The sequence below is a fragment of the Polaromonas sp. UC242_47 genome, from assembly GCF_044452385.1.
In the GTDB taxonomy this organism is placed as follows: domain Bacteria; phylum Pseudomonadota; class Gammaproteobacteria; order Burkholderiales; family Burkholderiaceae_C; genus Polaromonas.
This window is the reverse complement of sequence record NZ_JBIOAO010000001.1, coordinates 3,646,376-3,662,512: the sequence shown is the minus strand read 5'-3', so window position 1 is coordinate 3,662,512 and position 16,137 is coordinate 3,646,376. Positions and strand designations below refer to the sequence as shown.

At 60.8% G+C, this 16,137-nt stretch carries 15 protein-coding genes; 10 read left to right on the top strand and 5 right to left on the bottom strand.

Annotated features, from left to right (window positions below):
- Positions 1-4: 4 nt before the first annotated feature.
- Entirely contained in the window at positions 5-475 is a 471-nt protein-coding gene (locus ACHMXK_RS17685) for a CreA family protein (RefSeq protein ID WP_397441836.1), read from the top strand.
- A 48-nt stretch (positions 476-523) separates the two neighbouring features.
- Entirely contained in the window at positions 524-988 is a 465-nt protein-coding gene (locus ACHMXK_RS17680; protein ID WP_397441835.1) for an ArsR/SmtB family transcription factor, read from the top strand.
- Between the two features lie 238 nt (positions 989-1,226).
- On the opposite strand, the gene ACHMXK_RS17675 is transcribed toward ACHMXK_RS17680, so the two are convergent.
- Together ACHMXK_RS17675 and ACHMXK_RS17670 are read right to left on the bottom strand one after the other, a co-directional pair.
- Positions 1,227-1,613: an EF-hand domain-containing protein gene (locus tag ACHMXK_RS17675; protein WP_397441834.1), complete on the bottom strand. Its 387-nt coding sequence runs from the start codon at positions 1,611-1,613 to the stop codon at positions 1,227-1,229.
- Between the two features lie 183 nt (positions 1,614-1,796).
- Entirely contained in the window at positions 1,797-2,243 is a 447-nt protein-coding gene (locus ACHMXK_RS17670; RefSeq protein ID WP_397441833.1) for a VOC family protein, read from the bottom strand.
- Between the two features lie 156 nt (positions 2,244-2,399).
- On the opposite strand from ACHMXK_RS17670, the gene ACHMXK_RS17665 reads away from it, so the two are divergent.
- Positions 2,400-3,839, top strand: coding sequence for a DHA2 family efflux MFS transporter permease subunit (locus ACHMXK_RS17665; protein WP_397441832.1), 1,440 nt, complete (start codon positions 2,400-2,402; stop codon positions 3,837-3,839).
- Positions 3,840-3,889: 50 nt separating this feature from the next.
- On the opposite strand, the gene ACHMXK_RS17660 is transcribed toward ACHMXK_RS17665, so the two are convergent.
- Positions 3,890-4,705 (bottom strand): alpha/beta hydrolase, encoded by an 816-nt coding sequence (locus ACHMXK_RS17660; protein WP_397441831.1) that lies wholly within the window; start codon positions 4,703-4,705, stop codon positions 3,890-3,892.
- 413 nt (positions 4,706-5,118) lie between these two features.
- Here ACHMXK_RS17660 and ACHMXK_RS17655 point away from each other — a divergent pair, with 413 nt between their 5' ends.
- The 6 genes from ACHMXK_RS17655 to urtE all read left to right on the top strand — a co-directional run bounded on the left by ACHMXK_RS17655 (position 5,119) and on the right by urtE (position 13,241).
- A complete protein-coding gene (locus tag ACHMXK_RS17655) occupies positions 5,119-6,213 on the top strand; it encodes an AI-2E family transporter (RefSeq protein WP_397441830.1) in 1,095 nt (364 codons plus the stop codon).
- Between the two features lie 535 nt (positions 6,214-6,748).
- Positions 6,749-8,032 (top strand): urea ABC transporter substrate-binding protein, encoded by a 1,284-nt coding sequence (urtA, locus tag ACHMXK_RS17650; RefSeq protein ID WP_397441829.1) that lies wholly within the window; start codon positions 6,749-6,751, stop codon positions 8,030-8,032.
- 202 nt (positions 8,033-8,234) lie between these two features.
- A complete protein-coding gene (urtB, locus tag ACHMXK_RS17645; protein ID WP_397442554.1) occupies positions 8,235-9,806 on the top strand; it encodes an urea ABC transporter permease subunit UrtB in 1,572 nt (523 codons plus the stop codon).
- A 167-nt stretch (positions 9,807-9,973) separates the two neighbouring features.
- A complete protein-coding gene (gene urtC / locus ACHMXK_RS17640; RefSeq protein ID WP_397442553.1) occupies positions 9,974-11,047 on the top strand; it encodes an urea ABC transporter permease subunit UrtC in 1,074 nt (357 codons plus the stop codon).
- Positions 11,048-11,129: 82 nt separating this feature from the next.
- Entirely contained in the window at positions 11,130-12,011 is an 882-nt protein-coding gene (gene urtD / locus ACHMXK_RS17635) for an urea ABC transporter ATP-binding protein UrtD (protein WP_397441828.1), read from the top strand.
- A 537-nt stretch (positions 12,012-12,548) separates the two neighbouring features.
- Positions 12,549-13,241 carry an urea ABC transporter ATP-binding subunit UrtE gene (gene urtE / locus ACHMXK_RS17630; RefSeq protein ID WP_397441827.1) on the top strand — a complete coding sequence of 231 codons (693 nt, stop codon included), beginning with the start codon at positions 12,549-12,551 and terminating at the stop codon, positions 13,239-13,241.
- A gap of 92 nt (positions 13,242-13,333) precedes the next feature.
- Here urtE and ACHMXK_RS17625 read toward each other — a convergent pair whose 3' ends face one another.
- Both ACHMXK_RS17625 and ACHMXK_RS17620 read right to left on the bottom strand, forming a co-directional pair.
- Positions 13,334-14,545 (bottom strand): cation:proton antiporter, encoded by a 1,212-nt coding sequence (locus ACHMXK_RS17625; protein ID WP_397441826.1) that lies wholly within the window; start codon positions 14,543-14,545, stop codon positions 13,334-13,336.
- Positions 14,546-14,676: 131 nt separating this feature from the next.
- Positions 14,677-15,480 (bottom strand): M48 family metallopeptidase, encoded by an 804-nt coding sequence (locus ACHMXK_RS17620; protein WP_397441825.1) that lies wholly within the window; start codon positions 15,478-15,480, stop codon positions 14,677-14,679.
- A gap of 230 nt (positions 15,481-15,710) precedes the next feature.
- Between ACHMXK_RS17620 and ACHMXK_RS17615 the strand changes: the two genes are divergently transcribed.
- On the top strand, positions 15,711-16,136 hold the full coding sequence (locus ACHMXK_RS17615) for a DUF3597 domain-containing protein (protein WP_397441824.1): 426 nt from the start codon (positions 15,711-15,713) through the stop codon (positions 16,134-16,136).
- Position 16,137: the final 1 nt, after the last annotated feature.

The following is a 16,137-nucleotide window of genomic DNA, read 5'->3' as shown; positions in this document are numbered from 1 at the left end:
CCCCATGAAAAAGCCCGCCCTCCTGTTATTGCTGCTGTGCGGCGTGTTTGCCCAGGTACAGGCGCAAACCATTGGCGAGGTGGACACGGTGTTCAAGTTCATAGGCCCCGATCACAAGATCGTGGTCGATGCACACGACGACCCCAAGGTCAAGGGCGTCACCTGTTATGTCTCGCGCGCCAAAACCGGCGGCATCAAGGGCGCGGTGGGGCTGGCCGAAGACAAGTCGGAGGCCTCGATTGATTGCCGCCAGGTCGGGCCGATTTCATTCAGCAAACCGTTGCCGGTGCAGGAGGAAGTGTTCAGCGAGCGGATTTCGCTGGTCTTCAAAAAAATACGCATCGTGCGCATGGTCGATGCCACGCGCAACACCCTGGTCTACCTGACCTATTCGGACCGGGTGATTGAAGGTTCGCCGCAAAACAGCGTGGCCGCCGTGCCGATTGACCGCGCGATCAAAATCCCGCTGAAATAAAGCCGTTGCGCTTGACACCGGTCGTGCTTCGGCTTGATACTAATCTATATGGTTAAGTATAAAAACGACGATGTGTTGAGTGCGGTGTTCGGCGCGCTGGCCGACCCGACGCGGCGCCAGGTCTTGCAGGCGCTGGAGCAAGGCAGCCAGTCGGTGACCGAGCTGGCCCAGCCGCATGGCATGTCGTTGCCCGGCTTCATGAAACACCTGCGTGTGCTGGAAGACGCCGGCCTGGTGGCGCGCGCCAAGGACGGGCGTGTGGTCAGCTGTGAACTCTCGGCGCAACCCATGCAGGAAGCCGCGGTGTGGTTGTCGCGGTATGAAAAGTTCTGGTCTGCGCGGCTGGATGCGCTGGCCCGTTTTCTTTACCAGCAAGAGGAGGTCCACCCGCCCTGGAAAGAAGTTTCCAAAGCCGCGGCGTCCAAAAAGAGCGCCCCTCGTTCAGCCACAGCAGCCCCGAAAAAACGCGCCGCAAAAAAACCGACTGCATCGGGGACCGCCCGCAAGCGCTGAGCCGGTCAGCCTAAGCCCAGTCTGTGCCACGGTGATTGCCTATTTTTTTGCCTCTCGCCAGCCTCGCGATTCCGCTGGCACAGAAACAAGGGCGCCAGCTGTGCGCCAGGCATTGGGCGGGATCGCTCCTGAGGGTGCACCGGTGTCTTCTCATCCATCACCCGTCAAAGCGCATTGGCCAGAACAGGATCAACAGCCCCAGCGGTGAGGCGCAGGACTCAGGTGGTTGATGCGATGCTCAGCGGCTTTTTTCCCCGTTCAAGGCATTTGCAAATTCATCGCGTGACAAGAAACCGTCCTTGTTGAGATCGGCTTCATCAAAGTGTTTGGCCACGCCGCGAAAACCGGCGGCTTCCTCGCGGCTGATTTTTCCATCCCGGTTGGCATCAATGAAACCGAAGGCGCGCTCCACATCCTTGGCGGCGTATTTGGGTTCAGCCGCCACCACCGGCACAACAGGTGCGGCGACTTGGGCCTGCGACGCCGGCTCGGCCTGTGGCTGGGCATGGGCGTTCATGGCCAACACGAAGACGGTCAGGGCCAGCAACATGCCGCCTAAGGCACGGTAAACGCGGTAAGGCCTGGTCAGGCGGGAAGGGGAAAGGTGGGCAACAGTCGAAGTCATGGGTTTCTTGATCAGGAAGTTGGTCATCAACACATTGAATGTCGAGATGGGGCAAAAGGCCAGCACACTTGCATGGTGTTTCGCCGCTTTACATACGGGGCGGTGGCGGACACATTTTTTTGCGTAGTGTCAGCGATGTAGATGGGGCTGCCCCCGGTTTTTTCAAGCGCCGGTGCGAGGTCCTCAGCCTGATGTCTGCATCATGCGGGCATAACGCCGCTGCATTTCTTCGGGGCTGATTTCTTCGATGCTGTGGCCCACATTCCAGCGGTGGCCAAACGGGTCGCGAAAGCTGCCTGAACGTTCACCATAAAACTGGTCCTGTGCCGCCATCTCCAGTCTTGCGCCGGCTTGCAGCGCCCGTGCAATCACCGCGTCGCAGTTGTCCACATGCAGGTGCAGCGTCATGCTGGCCGGCGCTGCCGCATCCGGGGCGCGCAGGCCGATTTCCGGATATTCCTCCGACAGCATCAGGGTGCTGCCGTTGAAGTCTAATTCCGCATGGCCCACACGCCCGTCAGGCTCGGTCAGCCGGAACTTCTCCGTGGCGTCAAAAACAGTCTGGTAAAAAGCGATCGCCGGACCTGCCTGTTTGACGTGGAGGTAGGCGAACAATGCATGAACGGCCATGGCAACTCCTCAGGTGAAGAAGGGGGATAAAAACCGCAGTCTAGCGCTGTGGGTCGCCGGGCTTGACAGGCGTTTTTGTTTTTCTGATACTAATCCATGTAGTTAAGTATGTACAGGGCAAGCCCAATGCGGCTTAAACCAGAAAAGGACATCCGAATGACACAGCACCGCGACAGCCGCAAACGCTGGTGGGCCCTGATGGTGCTCTGCCTGGGCGTGTTGATGATTGTGCTCGACACCACCATCGTCAACGTGGCCCTGCCGTCCATCAAAACCGATTTGTCTTTTACCGAGACCTCGCTGGTCTGGGTGGTCAACGCCTACATGCTGACCTTTGGCGGCTTTCTGCTGCTGGGCGGGCGGCTCGGTGATTTGTATGGTCAGCGCCGTTTGTTCCTGGCAGGGCTCACCTTGTTCACCGCCGCCTCGCTGGCCTGCGGCGTTGCCAATTCGCAAGCCATGTTGATCATCGCCCGGGCCGTGCAGGGGCTGGGCGGCGCCGTGGTGTCGGCGATCTCGCTCTCGCTGATCATGAATCTGTTCACCGAGCCGGCCGAACGTGCCAAGGCCATGGGGGTCTACGGTTTTGTTTGTGCCGGCGGCGGCAGCATAGGTGTGTTGCTGGGCGGCCTGCTCACCGATGCCTTCAACTGGCACTGGATTTTTCTGGTCAACTTGCCGATAGGCGCGCTGGTGTTTGTGCTGTGCCTGCTGTTGCTGCCAGGCGGCCGCGGGCAGGCCAGCGGTGCGCGACTGGACGTCTGGGGCGCCATCACCGTGACCAGCGCGTTGATGCTGGCCGTGTACGCCGTGGTCAACGGCAACGAGGCCGGCTGGACCTCGGCGCAAACCCTGGGCCTGCTGGCGGCTGCGGCGGTGTTGCTGGCCGTCTTTCTGCGCATTGAATCCAGGGTGTCCACGCCGCTGGTGCCGCTGGCCCTGTTTCGCCTGCGCAACGTCGCCACTGCCAACATCGTCGGTGTGTTGTGGGCCGCTGCCATGTTTGCCTGGTTTTTTATCTCGGCGCTGTATATGCAACTGGTGCTGGGTTACAGCGCCATGCAGGTCGGTCTCGGCTTCTTGCCGGCCAACCTGATCATGGCGGCCTTTTCGTTAGGCTTGTCGGCCAAAATTGTCATGCGTTTTGGCATACGTATGCCGCTGGCCGTGGGTTTGCTGCTGGCTGCCGTGGGCCTGGCGCTGTTTGCGCGTGCGCCGGTAGGCGGCAGTTTTGTCGTCGATGTTTTGCCCGGCATGTTGCTGCTAGGCCTGGGCGCCGGCATGGCGTTCAACCCGGTGCTGCTGGCCGCCATGAGCGACGTGGCGCCCAGCGAGTCCGGCATCGCCTCGGGCGTGGTCAACACGGCCTTCATGATGGGCGGCGCCTTGGGCCTGGCGGTGCTGGCCAGCCTGGCCGCCGCGCGCAGCAGCAGCCAGCTGGCGGCCGGCGCGCAGGCGCTGGCGGCGCTGAATGCCGGTTACCAGATGGCTTTTGTGGTGGGCGCGGTGTTTGCGGCCACGGCGGCGCTGCTGGGTGCCGTGTTGTTGCGGGCCGGGGCCATGACGGGCGTCAGCCCGCAGGCTGCGGCGGAATAAGGATCAAATCGGCCTCCAGCCCTTATTCCACGGACGCACGCAGCTACTGATTACGTAGCGCAAGCTTGTTCGCGTTGCCAGGCGTCGTCAGGGTGGAGTTGCGCCTCGGCCCAGTCCAGCGCTTTGGCGGCGACCACTTCCCAGCCCGGCTCGGCAATCAGCCAGTGGCTTTTGCCGGGGAAGCTGACGATGTCGGTACGCGCCGGTGAGGGGCGGTATTTGCGATACATGGCCTTGACCATGGACAGCGTGACGGTCCGGTCTTCGGCGCCCGCGATCAACAGCAGCGGTGCACGCTGCGGATTCGCAAAGTTCACGGCGTTGCCTATGCCCAGCGCCGCCTGAAAATAAATCCGTCCCGGCGCTGGCACGATGTGGGCGTCGTAGGCCGCCTGCCGCTCCGAAGGCTTCAGGGCGTTCGCAAACGTGGTGGAAAAACTGGCAAACGACATGCTCAAGATACGGCGCCAGCCGAACCAGGACAGCAGCACCGGCAGCGCCGACCACAGTGCTATCGGGCTGGGCAAGACGCCACGCGGCGGCCCGGGGTCTATGGCGATGCCGGCGGCGCCCAGGCCGCGGTCCAGCAACATCTGCACAATCAGGCCGCCAAAGGAGTGGCCGATCAGAATCGGCGGCTCGGGCAGGGCGCGTACCTGCTGCTCAAAATAATCCACCAGTTGCCCTATCGTCAGCCCGGCCAGTTGTGGATTCGGACTCTCCCGCAACTGCGCCGCCGGCCTGTCCACAAAAGGCCAGGCGGGTGCCACACAGTGATAACCCCGCTCTTCGTAATAGCCGCGAAAGTGAGCCCAGCTCTCACGCGTGACCCAGGCGCCGTGGATCAGGAGTATGGTTTTTGTCATGCGTGTGCTCCTGAAGAAATGAGAACTCGTTCTGGACACTCATCAAGCCATGATGGATGACCGAGACCCGGAATGTCGCCCGGAACCCTATCGCGGTCAATGGCGTGTTGCCGCGGTCTTGTTTGCCAGGACTGAAACTTCAAGCCAAAAAGACATGTAGCCCTTATGTGATGGTCGCAAGCAGCTATGTATTCGATAGCGAATGAGTTCGCCGGTGCTTGCCGCTACGCCTTGTGCCGTCGCTGGGCGCGGCGTCTTCCTACCCGCCGCATGGCCGGACGGCCTCACAATGGGCTTCTCGATTTAGCAACAGGGGGAGCCATGCAGCGTTTCAGCGACAAGGTGGCCATCAGGCCATTTGGTGCTTTTTATGTACACGGCGCCAGGCGCCACACCCTGCTGAAAGGCACAGCATGAAACTTTTTATCATTGCCCGTTCCGAGGCCCTGGAGACCCGCTTCTTTCTGATCCTGCTGGTGGCGGTGTCGCTGGCCTTCTTCTGGGTGCTGCTGCCTTTTTATGGCGCCGTGTTCTGGGGCATGATTCTGGCGCTGCTGTTCAAGCCGCTGTTTCTGCGCCTGCTCAAGACCCTGCGCGGCCGGCGCACCTGGGCCGCCATGGCCACGGTGGCCATCATTCTGGTCTTGGTCATCCTGCCGCTGACCCTGGTCGTCGCCATGCTGGTGCAGGAAGCCGCCGCCCTGTTCCAGCGCATGCAGTCGGGTGAGCTCAATTTCAACGCCTATGTGCAGCAGGCCTACGGCGCCTTGCCCGCCTGGGCCACCAGCGCGCTGGACCGTTTTGGCCTGCGCGACACCGGCCTGATCATGGCGCGGCTGGCGGCCAGCATGTCCAAGGCCAGCCAGTTCATCGCCACGCAGGCCTTGAGCATTGGGCAGAACACCTTTGATCTGGTGGTCAGCTTTTTTATCATGTTGTACCTGCTGTTCTTTTTTCTGCGCGACGGCGCCGACCTGTCGCGGCGCATCCGCGAGGCCGTGCCGCTGGAAGCCGACATCAAGCGCGACCTGGGCCACAAGTTCGTCACCGTGATCCGCGCCACCGTCAAAGGCAATGTGGTGGTGGCGCTGATCCAGGGCGCCTTAGGCGGCTTTATTTTCTGGGCGCTGGACATCCACGCCCCCGTGTTGTGGGGCACGTTGATGGCTTTCTTGTCGCTGCTGCCGGCCGTGGGCGCGGCCCTGGTGTGGGGCCCGGTGGCGATTTACTTTCTGGTCACCGGCGACATCTGGCAAGGCGCGGTGCTCACGGCCTTTGGCGTGTTGGTGATAGGCATGGTCGACAACATCCTGCGCCCGGTGTTGGTCGGCAAAGACACCAAGATGCCTGACTACGTGGTGCTGGTGTCCACCCTGGGCGGCATGGCGCTGTTCGGCCTGAACGGTTTTGTGATCGGGCCGGCGGTGGCGGCGATGTTCATGGCGGGCTGGGGTTCGTTTTCCAGGGCGCGGCAGGAGCAGGCCTTGGAGCTGCCTAAGGGGCCCTGATGCCCAAGTTGCAAGAATTTTAGACCGAACAGGCATCCAGCCCTTATTCCACGGTCGCAGCTAGCTATTAATTCAGGAGTAAATTCGCCCCGGCAAGAACTTGTTTATTGGCTTGGCGCGCTGCCTCCATCGGCGGCGTGTCCTGTTTCCCTAGCCGCGCCAAGCATTTTTTTTGTTACTGTGTTAAAATACAGCCTCTCAACGGCAAGCCCGTTGAAACGCCTGGCCAGGCAAAGCCGATTCTCACGGCGGCACGTCGACAAGAGCTTTCACGACGAGAAAAACAAAGATAGCTCCTGCATGTGAATTGCCGTAACGTGGGCCGCGTAAGTGTCCACGTCCAATTTCAAAAATGCCCGCAGCGCGCGGGCTTTTTAACGTCCCGCCGCTTGCTCCATACAAGCGTTCGCATACGCCACCCGGCGTATAGCCCAATCCCCCTTCGGTCCCCAGAATTGCTTCATCGCTTCGTCAAAGCCCGCTTTTGTGGCTTGTGCGCAGCGACATGCGATTTACCACCTACCGGAGAAGCACCATGCAACGTCGTTTTACCCTCAAGGCGCTGAGCGCCGCCGTCGCCCTGGCCGGCCTGTCCGTGTTGCCAGCCCATGCCCAGTCGGGCGGCACCATCAAGGTGGGCGTGTTGCACAGCCTGTCGGGCACCATGGCCATTTCTGAAACCACCTTGAAAGACACGGTGTTGATGGCGATTGAAGAGATCAACGCCAAGGGCGGCGTGATGGGCAAAAAGCTGGAGCCCGTGGTGGTGGACCCGGCCTCCAACTGGCCGCTGTTTGCCGAAAAAACCAAACAACTGCTGGGCCAGGACAAGGTGGCCGTGATTTTTGGCTGCTGGACCTCGGTCTCGCGCAAGTCGGTGCTGCCGGTGGTCGAGGAAATGAACGGCCTGCTGTTCTACCCCGTGCAGTACGAGGGTGAAGAGTTGTCCAAAAACGTGTTTTACACGGGTGCGGCGCCGAATCAGCAGGCCATTCCTGCCGTCGATTATTTGATGAGCAAGGCCGGCGGCGGCGCCAAACGTTGGGTATTGCTGGGCACCGACTATGTGTACCCGCGCACCACCAACAAGATCCTGCGCGCCTACCTCAAGAGCAAAGGTGTGGCCGACAAGGACATCGACGAGAAATACACGCCCTTTGGCCACAGCGACTACCAGACCATCGTGGCGGATGTGAAGAAGTTCTCGGCCGGCGGCAAAACCGCGGTGGTCTCCACCATCAATGGCGACTCCAACGTGCCTTTCTATAAAGAGTTGGGCAATGCCGGCCTGAAAGCCAAAGACGTGCCGGTTGTCGCCTTCTCGGTCGGTGAGGAAGAGTTGCGCGGTGTGGACACCAAACCGCTGGTCGGTCACCTCGCGGCCTGGAACTACTTCCAGTCGATCAAGAGCCCGGCCAACACCGAGTTCATCAAAAAATGGTCGGCCTACGCCAAGGCCAAAAAGCTCCCGGGCGCGGACAAACCTTTGACCAACGACCCGATGGAAGCAACCTACATCGGCATCAACATGTGGAAGCAGGCGGTTGAAAAAGCCCAATCCACCGATACCGACAAGGTGATTGCCGCCATGGCCGGCCAGACCTTCAATGCACCCTCGGGCATCGTCTCGAAGATGGACGAGAAAAACCATCACCTGCACAAGTCGGTGTTTATCGGTGAGATCAAGGCCGACGGCCAGTTCAACGTGGTGTGGAAGACGCCCGGCCCGGTGAAAGCCAAGCCCTGGAGCCCTTACATCGAAGGCAACGACAAGAAGCCTGACGAACCCGCCAAGGGCGCGACCATCGCAACCAAATAAACAGGGTTGCCACCGCCAGGCCTCGAGTGACCTGGCGGTGCAAGCCGCGCCTGGTTTGCAGAAAACCGGTGCGGCTTTTTTGTGGTCTGGCCCACTTCTTGCACTACTCCGGTGCATGGTTTTTAAAGGAAGTTGCAGCCTGGGCATGCCAACACGCCAGCCGTGGCTGGCAGCTGTGCCCACCCTACAGGTTCTTCTCATGATGATGCGCACATTATTTCTATTTGCGACGCTTTTGATCGCTGCCAGCGTCCACGCCTTGAGCCCGGAAGAGGTCAAAGGCATGGCGCTGGGCGAAACCGAGGCGCGGGTGGCGGCTTTGAGCAAGGCGGCCGCCAAACCTGACGAAAAAACCGTCGCCTTCATCCAGGCGCTGTCAGACGATGCCGTCAAAACCGCCGGCGAGCAGGTGTTTGTGATCAAGGACGACAAGGGGTTCGATCCGATCAGCGGCGCGGCGCTGAAAGTGCCCGACGACGCCGAAGACGTGATCAACAACAACCTGATGCGCGGTGAGCTGGACAACGCACTGGCCGCACTCAAGCTGTTTTCCAAAGACGAGAAGCTGAGGCGCGATGCGATCAAGACCTTGTCCAGCGGCAGCGATGAGTCACGCCTGCCGCTGATTGAAAAAGCCTATGCCGCCGAGACCGTCCCCGCGCTGAAAGCGCAGCTGGAGATGCTGCGCGCCACCATCCTGCTGGACAGCAGCGACAAAAACAGACGCCTGGACGCCGCCGTGCGTTTGTCCGGCAGCAAGCACCCGGCCAGCAAAACCGCGCTGATCGCGCGCCTGGCCACGGAAGAAGACGCCGAGGTCAAAAGCGCGCTGCAGGTGTCGCTGCGTCAGGTTGAGGCCGCGCTGGCCTGGGGCGACAAGCTGGGCGCCGTCTTCAGTGGCATCAGCCTGGGCAGCATCTTGCTGCTGGTGGCGCTGGGCCTGGCCATCACCTACGGCCTGATGGGTGTCATCAACATGGCGCACGGCGAGCTGATGATGATTGGTGCCTACGCCACTTACGTGGTGCAGGGCCTGTTCCAGAAATATTTGCCCGGCCTGTTCGACTGGTATCTGCTGGCGGCGGTGCCGGTGGCTTTTTTGGCGTCGGCGCTGATGGGCGCGGCGCTGGAGCGCGGCGTGATTCGCTTTCTATATGGCCGGCCGCTGGAAACCTTGTTGGCCACCTGGGGCATCAGCCTGATGTTGCAGCAGCTGGTGCGTTCCATCTTCGGCGCGCAAAACGTCGGCGTCGAAAACCCGGTGTGGATGAGCGGCGGCGTGCAGGTGCTGGGCAATCTGTCGCTGCCTTATAACCGGCTGGTGATCATTGGGTTTGCGATTGCCGTGTTGTTGGGCATGGCCTGGCTGATCAGCAAGACAAGGCTGGGCCTGTTTGTGCGTGGTGTCACGCAAAACCGGCCGATTGCCTCGTGTATGGGCGTGAACACGGCGCGTGTGGACACCTATGCGTTTGCACTGGGCTCGGGCATTGCAGGCCTGGCCGGTTGCGCACTGAGCCAGGTTGGCAATGTCGGGCCGGACCTGGGCCAGGGTTACATCGTGGATTCCTTCATGGTGGTGGTGTTGGGTGGCGTGGGCCAGCTGGCCGGCACGGTGTATGCGGCCATGGGCCTGGGCATTCTGAATAAATTTCTCGAAGGCTGGACCGGTGCGGTGCTGGCCAAAATTGCGGTGCTGGTGTTCATCATCATCTTCATCCAGAAGCGGCCGCAAGGCATCTTCGCCATGAAAGGGCGCTCCGCCGAGGCATGACCATGACAACATCCACGCCAACCCTCAACGCGGCCCTGCAAGCTGGGCAGAGCCTTCCCGCGACACGTACGGCACAGGTCGATGTGCCCGTTGTTACCGCGGCCGTCCCACAGCCCGAGGCCGGGGGCACCGTTTCGGCGTCTGTGCGGCTTCCGGCCCAAGGCCCCATGCTCACACGGGCCGGCTGGAGCGCATTTATCGTCGCGCTGCTGGCCGTCTGTGCTGCGGCCCCGGTGCTGAACCTGCTGGTGCCGGAAAGCAGCATGTTCCACATGAGCACCTACGCGGTGGCCTTGCTGGGCAAGATCATGTGTTACGCGATCTGTGCGCTGGCCATGGACCTGATTTGGGGTTACACCGGCATTTTGTCGCTGGGGCACGGCATGTTTTTCGCGCTGGGCGGTTATGTCATGGGCATGTATTTGATGCGCCAGATCGGCCTGGAGGGCAATTACAAAAGCAATCTGCCCGACTTCATGGTGTTCCTGGACTGGAAAGAGCTACCCTGGCACTGGACCTTTAGCGACAGTTTTGTCGCCACCTTGTTCCTGATCGTGCTGGTGCCTGGGCTGGTGGCCTTTGTGTTTGGCTACTTTGCCTTCCGTTCGCGCATCAAGGGGGTGTATTTTTCCATCATCACGCAGGCCATGACCTTTGCCGCCATGCTGCTGTTCTTTCGCAACGAAACCGGCTTTGGCGGCAACAACGGTTTTACCGATTTCAAACGCATTCTGGACATTCCGTTGGCCACACCCAGCATGCGCATGGTGCTGTTTGTGATCACCGGGCTGAGTCTGCTGGCTTTCTTTTTGTTCGCCAAGTGGCTGGTGGGTAGCAAGTTTGGCCGGGTGTTGCAGGCGGTGCGTGATGCTGAAACACGCGTGATGTTTTCGGGCTACAACCCGATTGGCTACAAGCTGACGATCTGGACCCTCTCGGCCGTGATGTGTGGCATCGCCGGCGCCTTGTATGTGCCGCAGGTCGGCATCATCAACCCGAGCGAAATGAGCCCGGCCAACTCGATTGAAATGGCGATCTGGGCCGCCGTGGGTGGCCGTGCCACGCTGATCGGCCCGATTGTGGGTGCCTTCATCGTCAACGGCGCCAAAAGCTGGCTGACCGTGGCTTACCCCGAGTACTGGTTGTATTTTCTGGGCATGTTGTTTATTGCGGTGACGCTGTTTTTACCCAACGGGGTGGTCGGGCTGGTGAAAAAATTCCGGAAAGGTGGTGAGAAATGAGCGACGCCGGACCGCCCCAAGGCGCGAAGGCCCCCTCGGGGGGCAGCGCATTACGCGAAGCGAAAAGCGTGGGGGCCATGCCATGACCCCCGACCTGCTTGAGCAAGGCGCACGCCGCGTTGAAGATCACATGGCGCTGCTGGCGGCCGGAAAAAACAACACGGCATCGGGCGGGCGCAACGCCAGCACGGGCCGCGTCGTTGAGTCCGGCGAAGTCGACACGACGCACGGTCGCATCCTCTACCTGCAAGACGTGAGTGTGAGTTTTGACGGGTTCAAGGCCATCAACAAACTTTCGCTGGACATTGCGCCGGGCGAGTTGCGCTGCATCATTGGTCCGAATGGCGCGGGCAAGACCACGATGATGGACATCATCACGGGGAAGACCCGGCCCGACGAAGGCACGGTGTTTTTCGGCAGCACGATAGACCTGCTGCGTCACACCGAACCGCAGATTGCGCAATTGGGCATAGGCCGCAAGTTTCAGAAACCCACGGTGTTTGAACAACTGACGGTGTTTGAAAACCTGGAGCTCGCCCTCAAAACCGACAAGGGTGTGAAGTCGTCGATGTTCTTCAGGCTGGACTCGGCGCAAAGCGATCGCCTCGCCGACATCCTGGTGACGATTCATCTGGCTGGCAGCGTGAATCGTCTGGCGGGCAATCTGAGTCACGGGCAAAAGCAGTGGCTGGAGATTGGCATGTTGTTGATGCAAGACCCGAAGCTGTTGCTGCTGGACGAACCTGTGGCGGGCATGACCGATGAAGAAACGGCACGCACGGCGGAGTTGTTTTTGACGCTCAAGGGCAAACACTCGTTGATGGTGGTGGAACACGACATGAGTTTCATTAAAACAATTTCCGAGATCGTGACGGTGTTGTGTGAGGGGTCGGTGCTGGCGCAGGGGACGCTGGATCAGGTGCAGGCGGATGAACGGGTGATTGAGGTGTACCTTGGGCGCTGATTCTTTTTGCGTTTGGGACGGGCCTGTTGACGCCTTCGTCGATCTGGCGGTCCGTAGTTTGCAGACAAGCCGGGACTCGCCCCGGCGGGCGACTTACTTTTCTTTGCTTCGCCAAAGAAACCTAAGGAAAAGAAAGGCGACCCGACTGTCTGGGTCCCTCCGCTGCGCTACGGGCAACCTGCGGTGCTCGTCAAAAGCGGGGTCTCGCTCGAACTCGCCTTCGGCTCAGACAATCGCGAGCCCTGATCCGCTTTTGCCTGTGCTCCTCGGCCCAGCCAAACGGGCTTGGAGGAAAAATACGGATGCGGGGAGACGAGGACGCGCCAAGCGCGTCCTCGTCGGACCCCGATCTCTCCCCTCGCTCCCCACCCCTTCTGTCTGCGCCGAGGAGCGGAGGTCCAGCCGGATCCGGGGTCGCCTTTTCTTTGCTTACTTTCTTTTGGCGAAGCAAAAGAAAGTGAGTAGCCGCCGGGCTACCCCCGGCATGCAGGCAAAACACAAGCGATCGATTCACCCCAGCCTGGCGAGAACCCCAAAATGCTGAACGTCAAAAACATCAACCAGTATTACGGCGGCTCCCACATCCTCCGCGACGTGAGCCTGGAAGCCCATCTCGGCAAAGTGAGCGTGCTGCTGGGCCGCAACGGCGTGGGTAAAACCACACTGCTCAAATCACTGATGGGTCTGGTGCCCATCAAGACCGGCAGCATCGAATTTGACGGCAAGCCCATCCAGAACGCCACGCCTTACGCGCGCGCCAGAGCCGGCATAGGTTTTGTGCCGCAGGGGCGCGAGATCTTCGCGCGGCTGACGGTCGAAGAAAATCTGCGCATGGGTCTGGCCTACAAAAGCGCCGGTACGCCGGTGCCCGGCGAGTTATACGAGTTGTTTCCTGTCCTCAAGCAGATGCTGAACCGGCGCGGCGGTGATCTCTCGGGCGGGCAGCAGCAGCAACTGGCAATTGCGCGTGCGCTGGCGGCCCAGCCCAAGCTGCTGATCCTCGACGAACCCACCGAAGGGATTCAGCCCAGCATCATCAAGGACATCGGCCGTGTGATCCGTATGCTGGCAGACCGGGGCGACATGGCCATCTTGTTGGTCGAACAGTATTACGACTTTGCGCAAGAGCTGGCTGACGACTACCTGGTGATGGAGCGCGGCGAATTCATTGCGCGCGGTCAGGGCAAGGACATGGAAGCCAACAAGGTGCGGCAGCTCGTTGCTATCTAGGATGGCGGTCATCCCGGACTTGATCCGGGATCCATGCCACATGAACACCGACGCGTGTGTGCCGGCATGGATGGCGGGTCAAGCCCGCAGCCTTATTTCGAGCGAAAAATAATTTCTTTCATGCGCTGCAGCTTGGGTGACACCACCGGCACCGTCAGCATGGTGCTGGCAATCGCCATCAGCAGCAAGGCCGTGAAGGTTTCGTTGGTGATGATTTGTTTGTCCAGCAGGATGTTGACAAAAATGATCATGATCAGGGCCTTGGTCTGCAACAGCCAGCCGATGATGGAGCTTTCACCCGGTTCCCACTTGAGCACCTTGCCCGCGATGTGAACCCCGATCAGCTTGCCGGCCACGGAGGCCACCAGCAAGACGGCGGCCGCGACAAACACGGCTTCGCCGCCCACCGACCAGTTGGTGCGCAAACCCGTGCTGAGGAAAAACACCGGCATCATCACCAGCAGCACGTGGTGACGCAGCAAGTCCATGTGTTCCTGGTTGAACCACTCGCCGTCCATGATGGCTCCGGCCAGGAAGGCGCCGACCATGTAGTGCAGGCCGGCCCAGTCGGCACCGAAGGCGCAGATGATCAGCCAGATGAGGCCGGCGTACCAGCGGTCGCGTTCGGGCAGCCACACCATGAGTTTGCGAAAGGCATAACTCAAGGCGGCAAAGGCGATCAGGAAGCCGGCCTGCCTGCCGACACGCTCCCAGTCCATCAGGATCAGTGCCAGCACGCCCCAGATCGCAATGTCGTCCAGGCTGGCATAACGCAGGATGCGCTGGCCTATGGGCTGGCGCAGGATGGCGAGTTTTTCCATCAGCAAAATCAGAATGGGCAGCGCGGTGACGGCGCAAGCCATGCCGACCCCCATGACAAACTGCCAGCGCATGCCTTGCGGTCCGACCCAGCCCTCATACATCAGCATGCCGGCAGCGGCCGCGCAGCCCAACACCAGCGGTGTGCCCAGCGCCAGGCCGGCGGTGATGCTGCTTTCGCGCCGGTGCGCCCAGGCTTTTTTCAGGTCCAGCTCGATGCCGGCAATCCAGACAAAGACCATCACCGCCCACCAGGCGATGCCGTTGAGCGACTGCACCACCGGCGCACTGAAGACAAAGGCGTAGTAGTCCGGGTAAATCTTGCCCAGAATGCCTGGGCCCAGCAGGATGCCGGCAATGATTTGCACCACCACCAACGGTGCGTAGTAGTCGGTTTTGAAGACCCGCCAGATCAGGTAGGGGACGGTAAAAATGATCGCCATGGCGATCAGGTAAATCTCGGTCGTGGTCATGGCCGTGTGCATGGCGCTCCCTGTGTTTTTATGGATATGGACGATGCTGCGCGGTGACAGGCCACGCCATCACGCGGGTCCACCCCCAAGATACCATGGTGTCTTGGTTGGGCGTGGCCGGTCCTGAAGGGGTGACAAGCCGGCTAGCGACGTGCTGCCTGGTACAGCGGCATGACGGTGGGCAGCAACGCCTGGATCTGTTGCACGCGGCTGCTGTCGCTGGGGTGGGTGCTTAAAAAGTCAGGCGTGCCGCCCGTGTTGCCGGCAGTGCCCATTTTTTGCCAAAGGCTGACCCCGGCTTGCGGGTTGTAGCCGGCGCGTGCCATCAGCTCCAGGCCGATGCGGTCGGCTTCGGCCTCATGGGCGCGGCTGAAGTTTGTGGCGACCAGTGCTTGATACGCGGTGCCCGTGAGTTGGGCGGTGCCGCTGCCTAGGCCCAGCAACTGCGTGCCGAGACCGATGACGGTTTGCGCGGCGGCGGCTTGCGAAACCTGCTCGCGCGAATGTTCGCGCAGGGCGTGGGCGATTTCATGGCCCATCACCACGGCGATTTCTTCGTCCGTGAGATTGAGCTTGCGCACCAGTCCGGTGTAGAACATGATTTTTCCGCCGGGCATGCAAAAAGCATTGAGCTGATCGCTCTCGATCAGGTTGACCTCCCACTTCCAGCTTGGGGCATCGCCACGAAAGACCGCCGTTTTTGGCTCGAGGCGGGCGGCGACGGCACGCACGCGTGCCAGCATCGCCGCATCAGTGTTGAGCGCGCCTTTGGCGGCCGCCTCCGATGTGAGCTTGGTGTAGGCCTGCACGGCCATCTGGTCGAGCTCCTGCGACGACACCAGCAACAGTTGGGGGCGTGATGCACCCACGGCACCGCCCTCCGTGGTGCTGGTGCAGCCTGACAACAGGCTCAAGGCGATCAAGAGGGGGGCTAGGTGGAAGTTCATAGGGTGGGCTCGCTGGATGAATGATTGCGGCGGCTGTGAGCGCTTATTCTGAGGGGCGTTCGCACTTTGCAAGTAGGCGGGCTGGGGCAATCCGTGTAGGCCGGAATCCCCGGATGGCAAGCGGGGCGCGACATCGGGTTTCTCTGTAGCGGGGGCGGGTGTTTTCACGGGGAAGCGCTGGAGGCTGAGCCTAGAATGAAATCTCCCTTACTTTATGGATTGGAATCAGCATGAGCATCCTCAGCAAAATTTTTGGAAAAATTTTCCCGTCCGCCCAAGCCGCACCCGACCCGTCATCGTCCGCGCTGTCACCAGAGGCCGCTGCCGCAGCGTCGGCCGATACTGCTGCGGCCGCTGCTGCGGCAGTCGCAGCAGCCATGGGTTCTGCAACCATCGCGGTGGTGGACGTGGAAGCCGTGTTGAACGAGATGGCCAGCAACAACCCTGAAAAGCTCAACTGGAAAACATCAATTGTGGACCTGATGAAATTGCTCAAGCTGGACAGCAGCCTGGCTGAGCGCAAGGAGTTGTCGAAAGAGCTGGGCTACACCGGCGACACCAATGACAGCGCAACCATGAACATCTGGCTGCACAAGCAGGTCATGATCAAGCTGGCGGCCAACGGCGGCAAGGTGCCCGCCGACTTGCAGGGCTGAT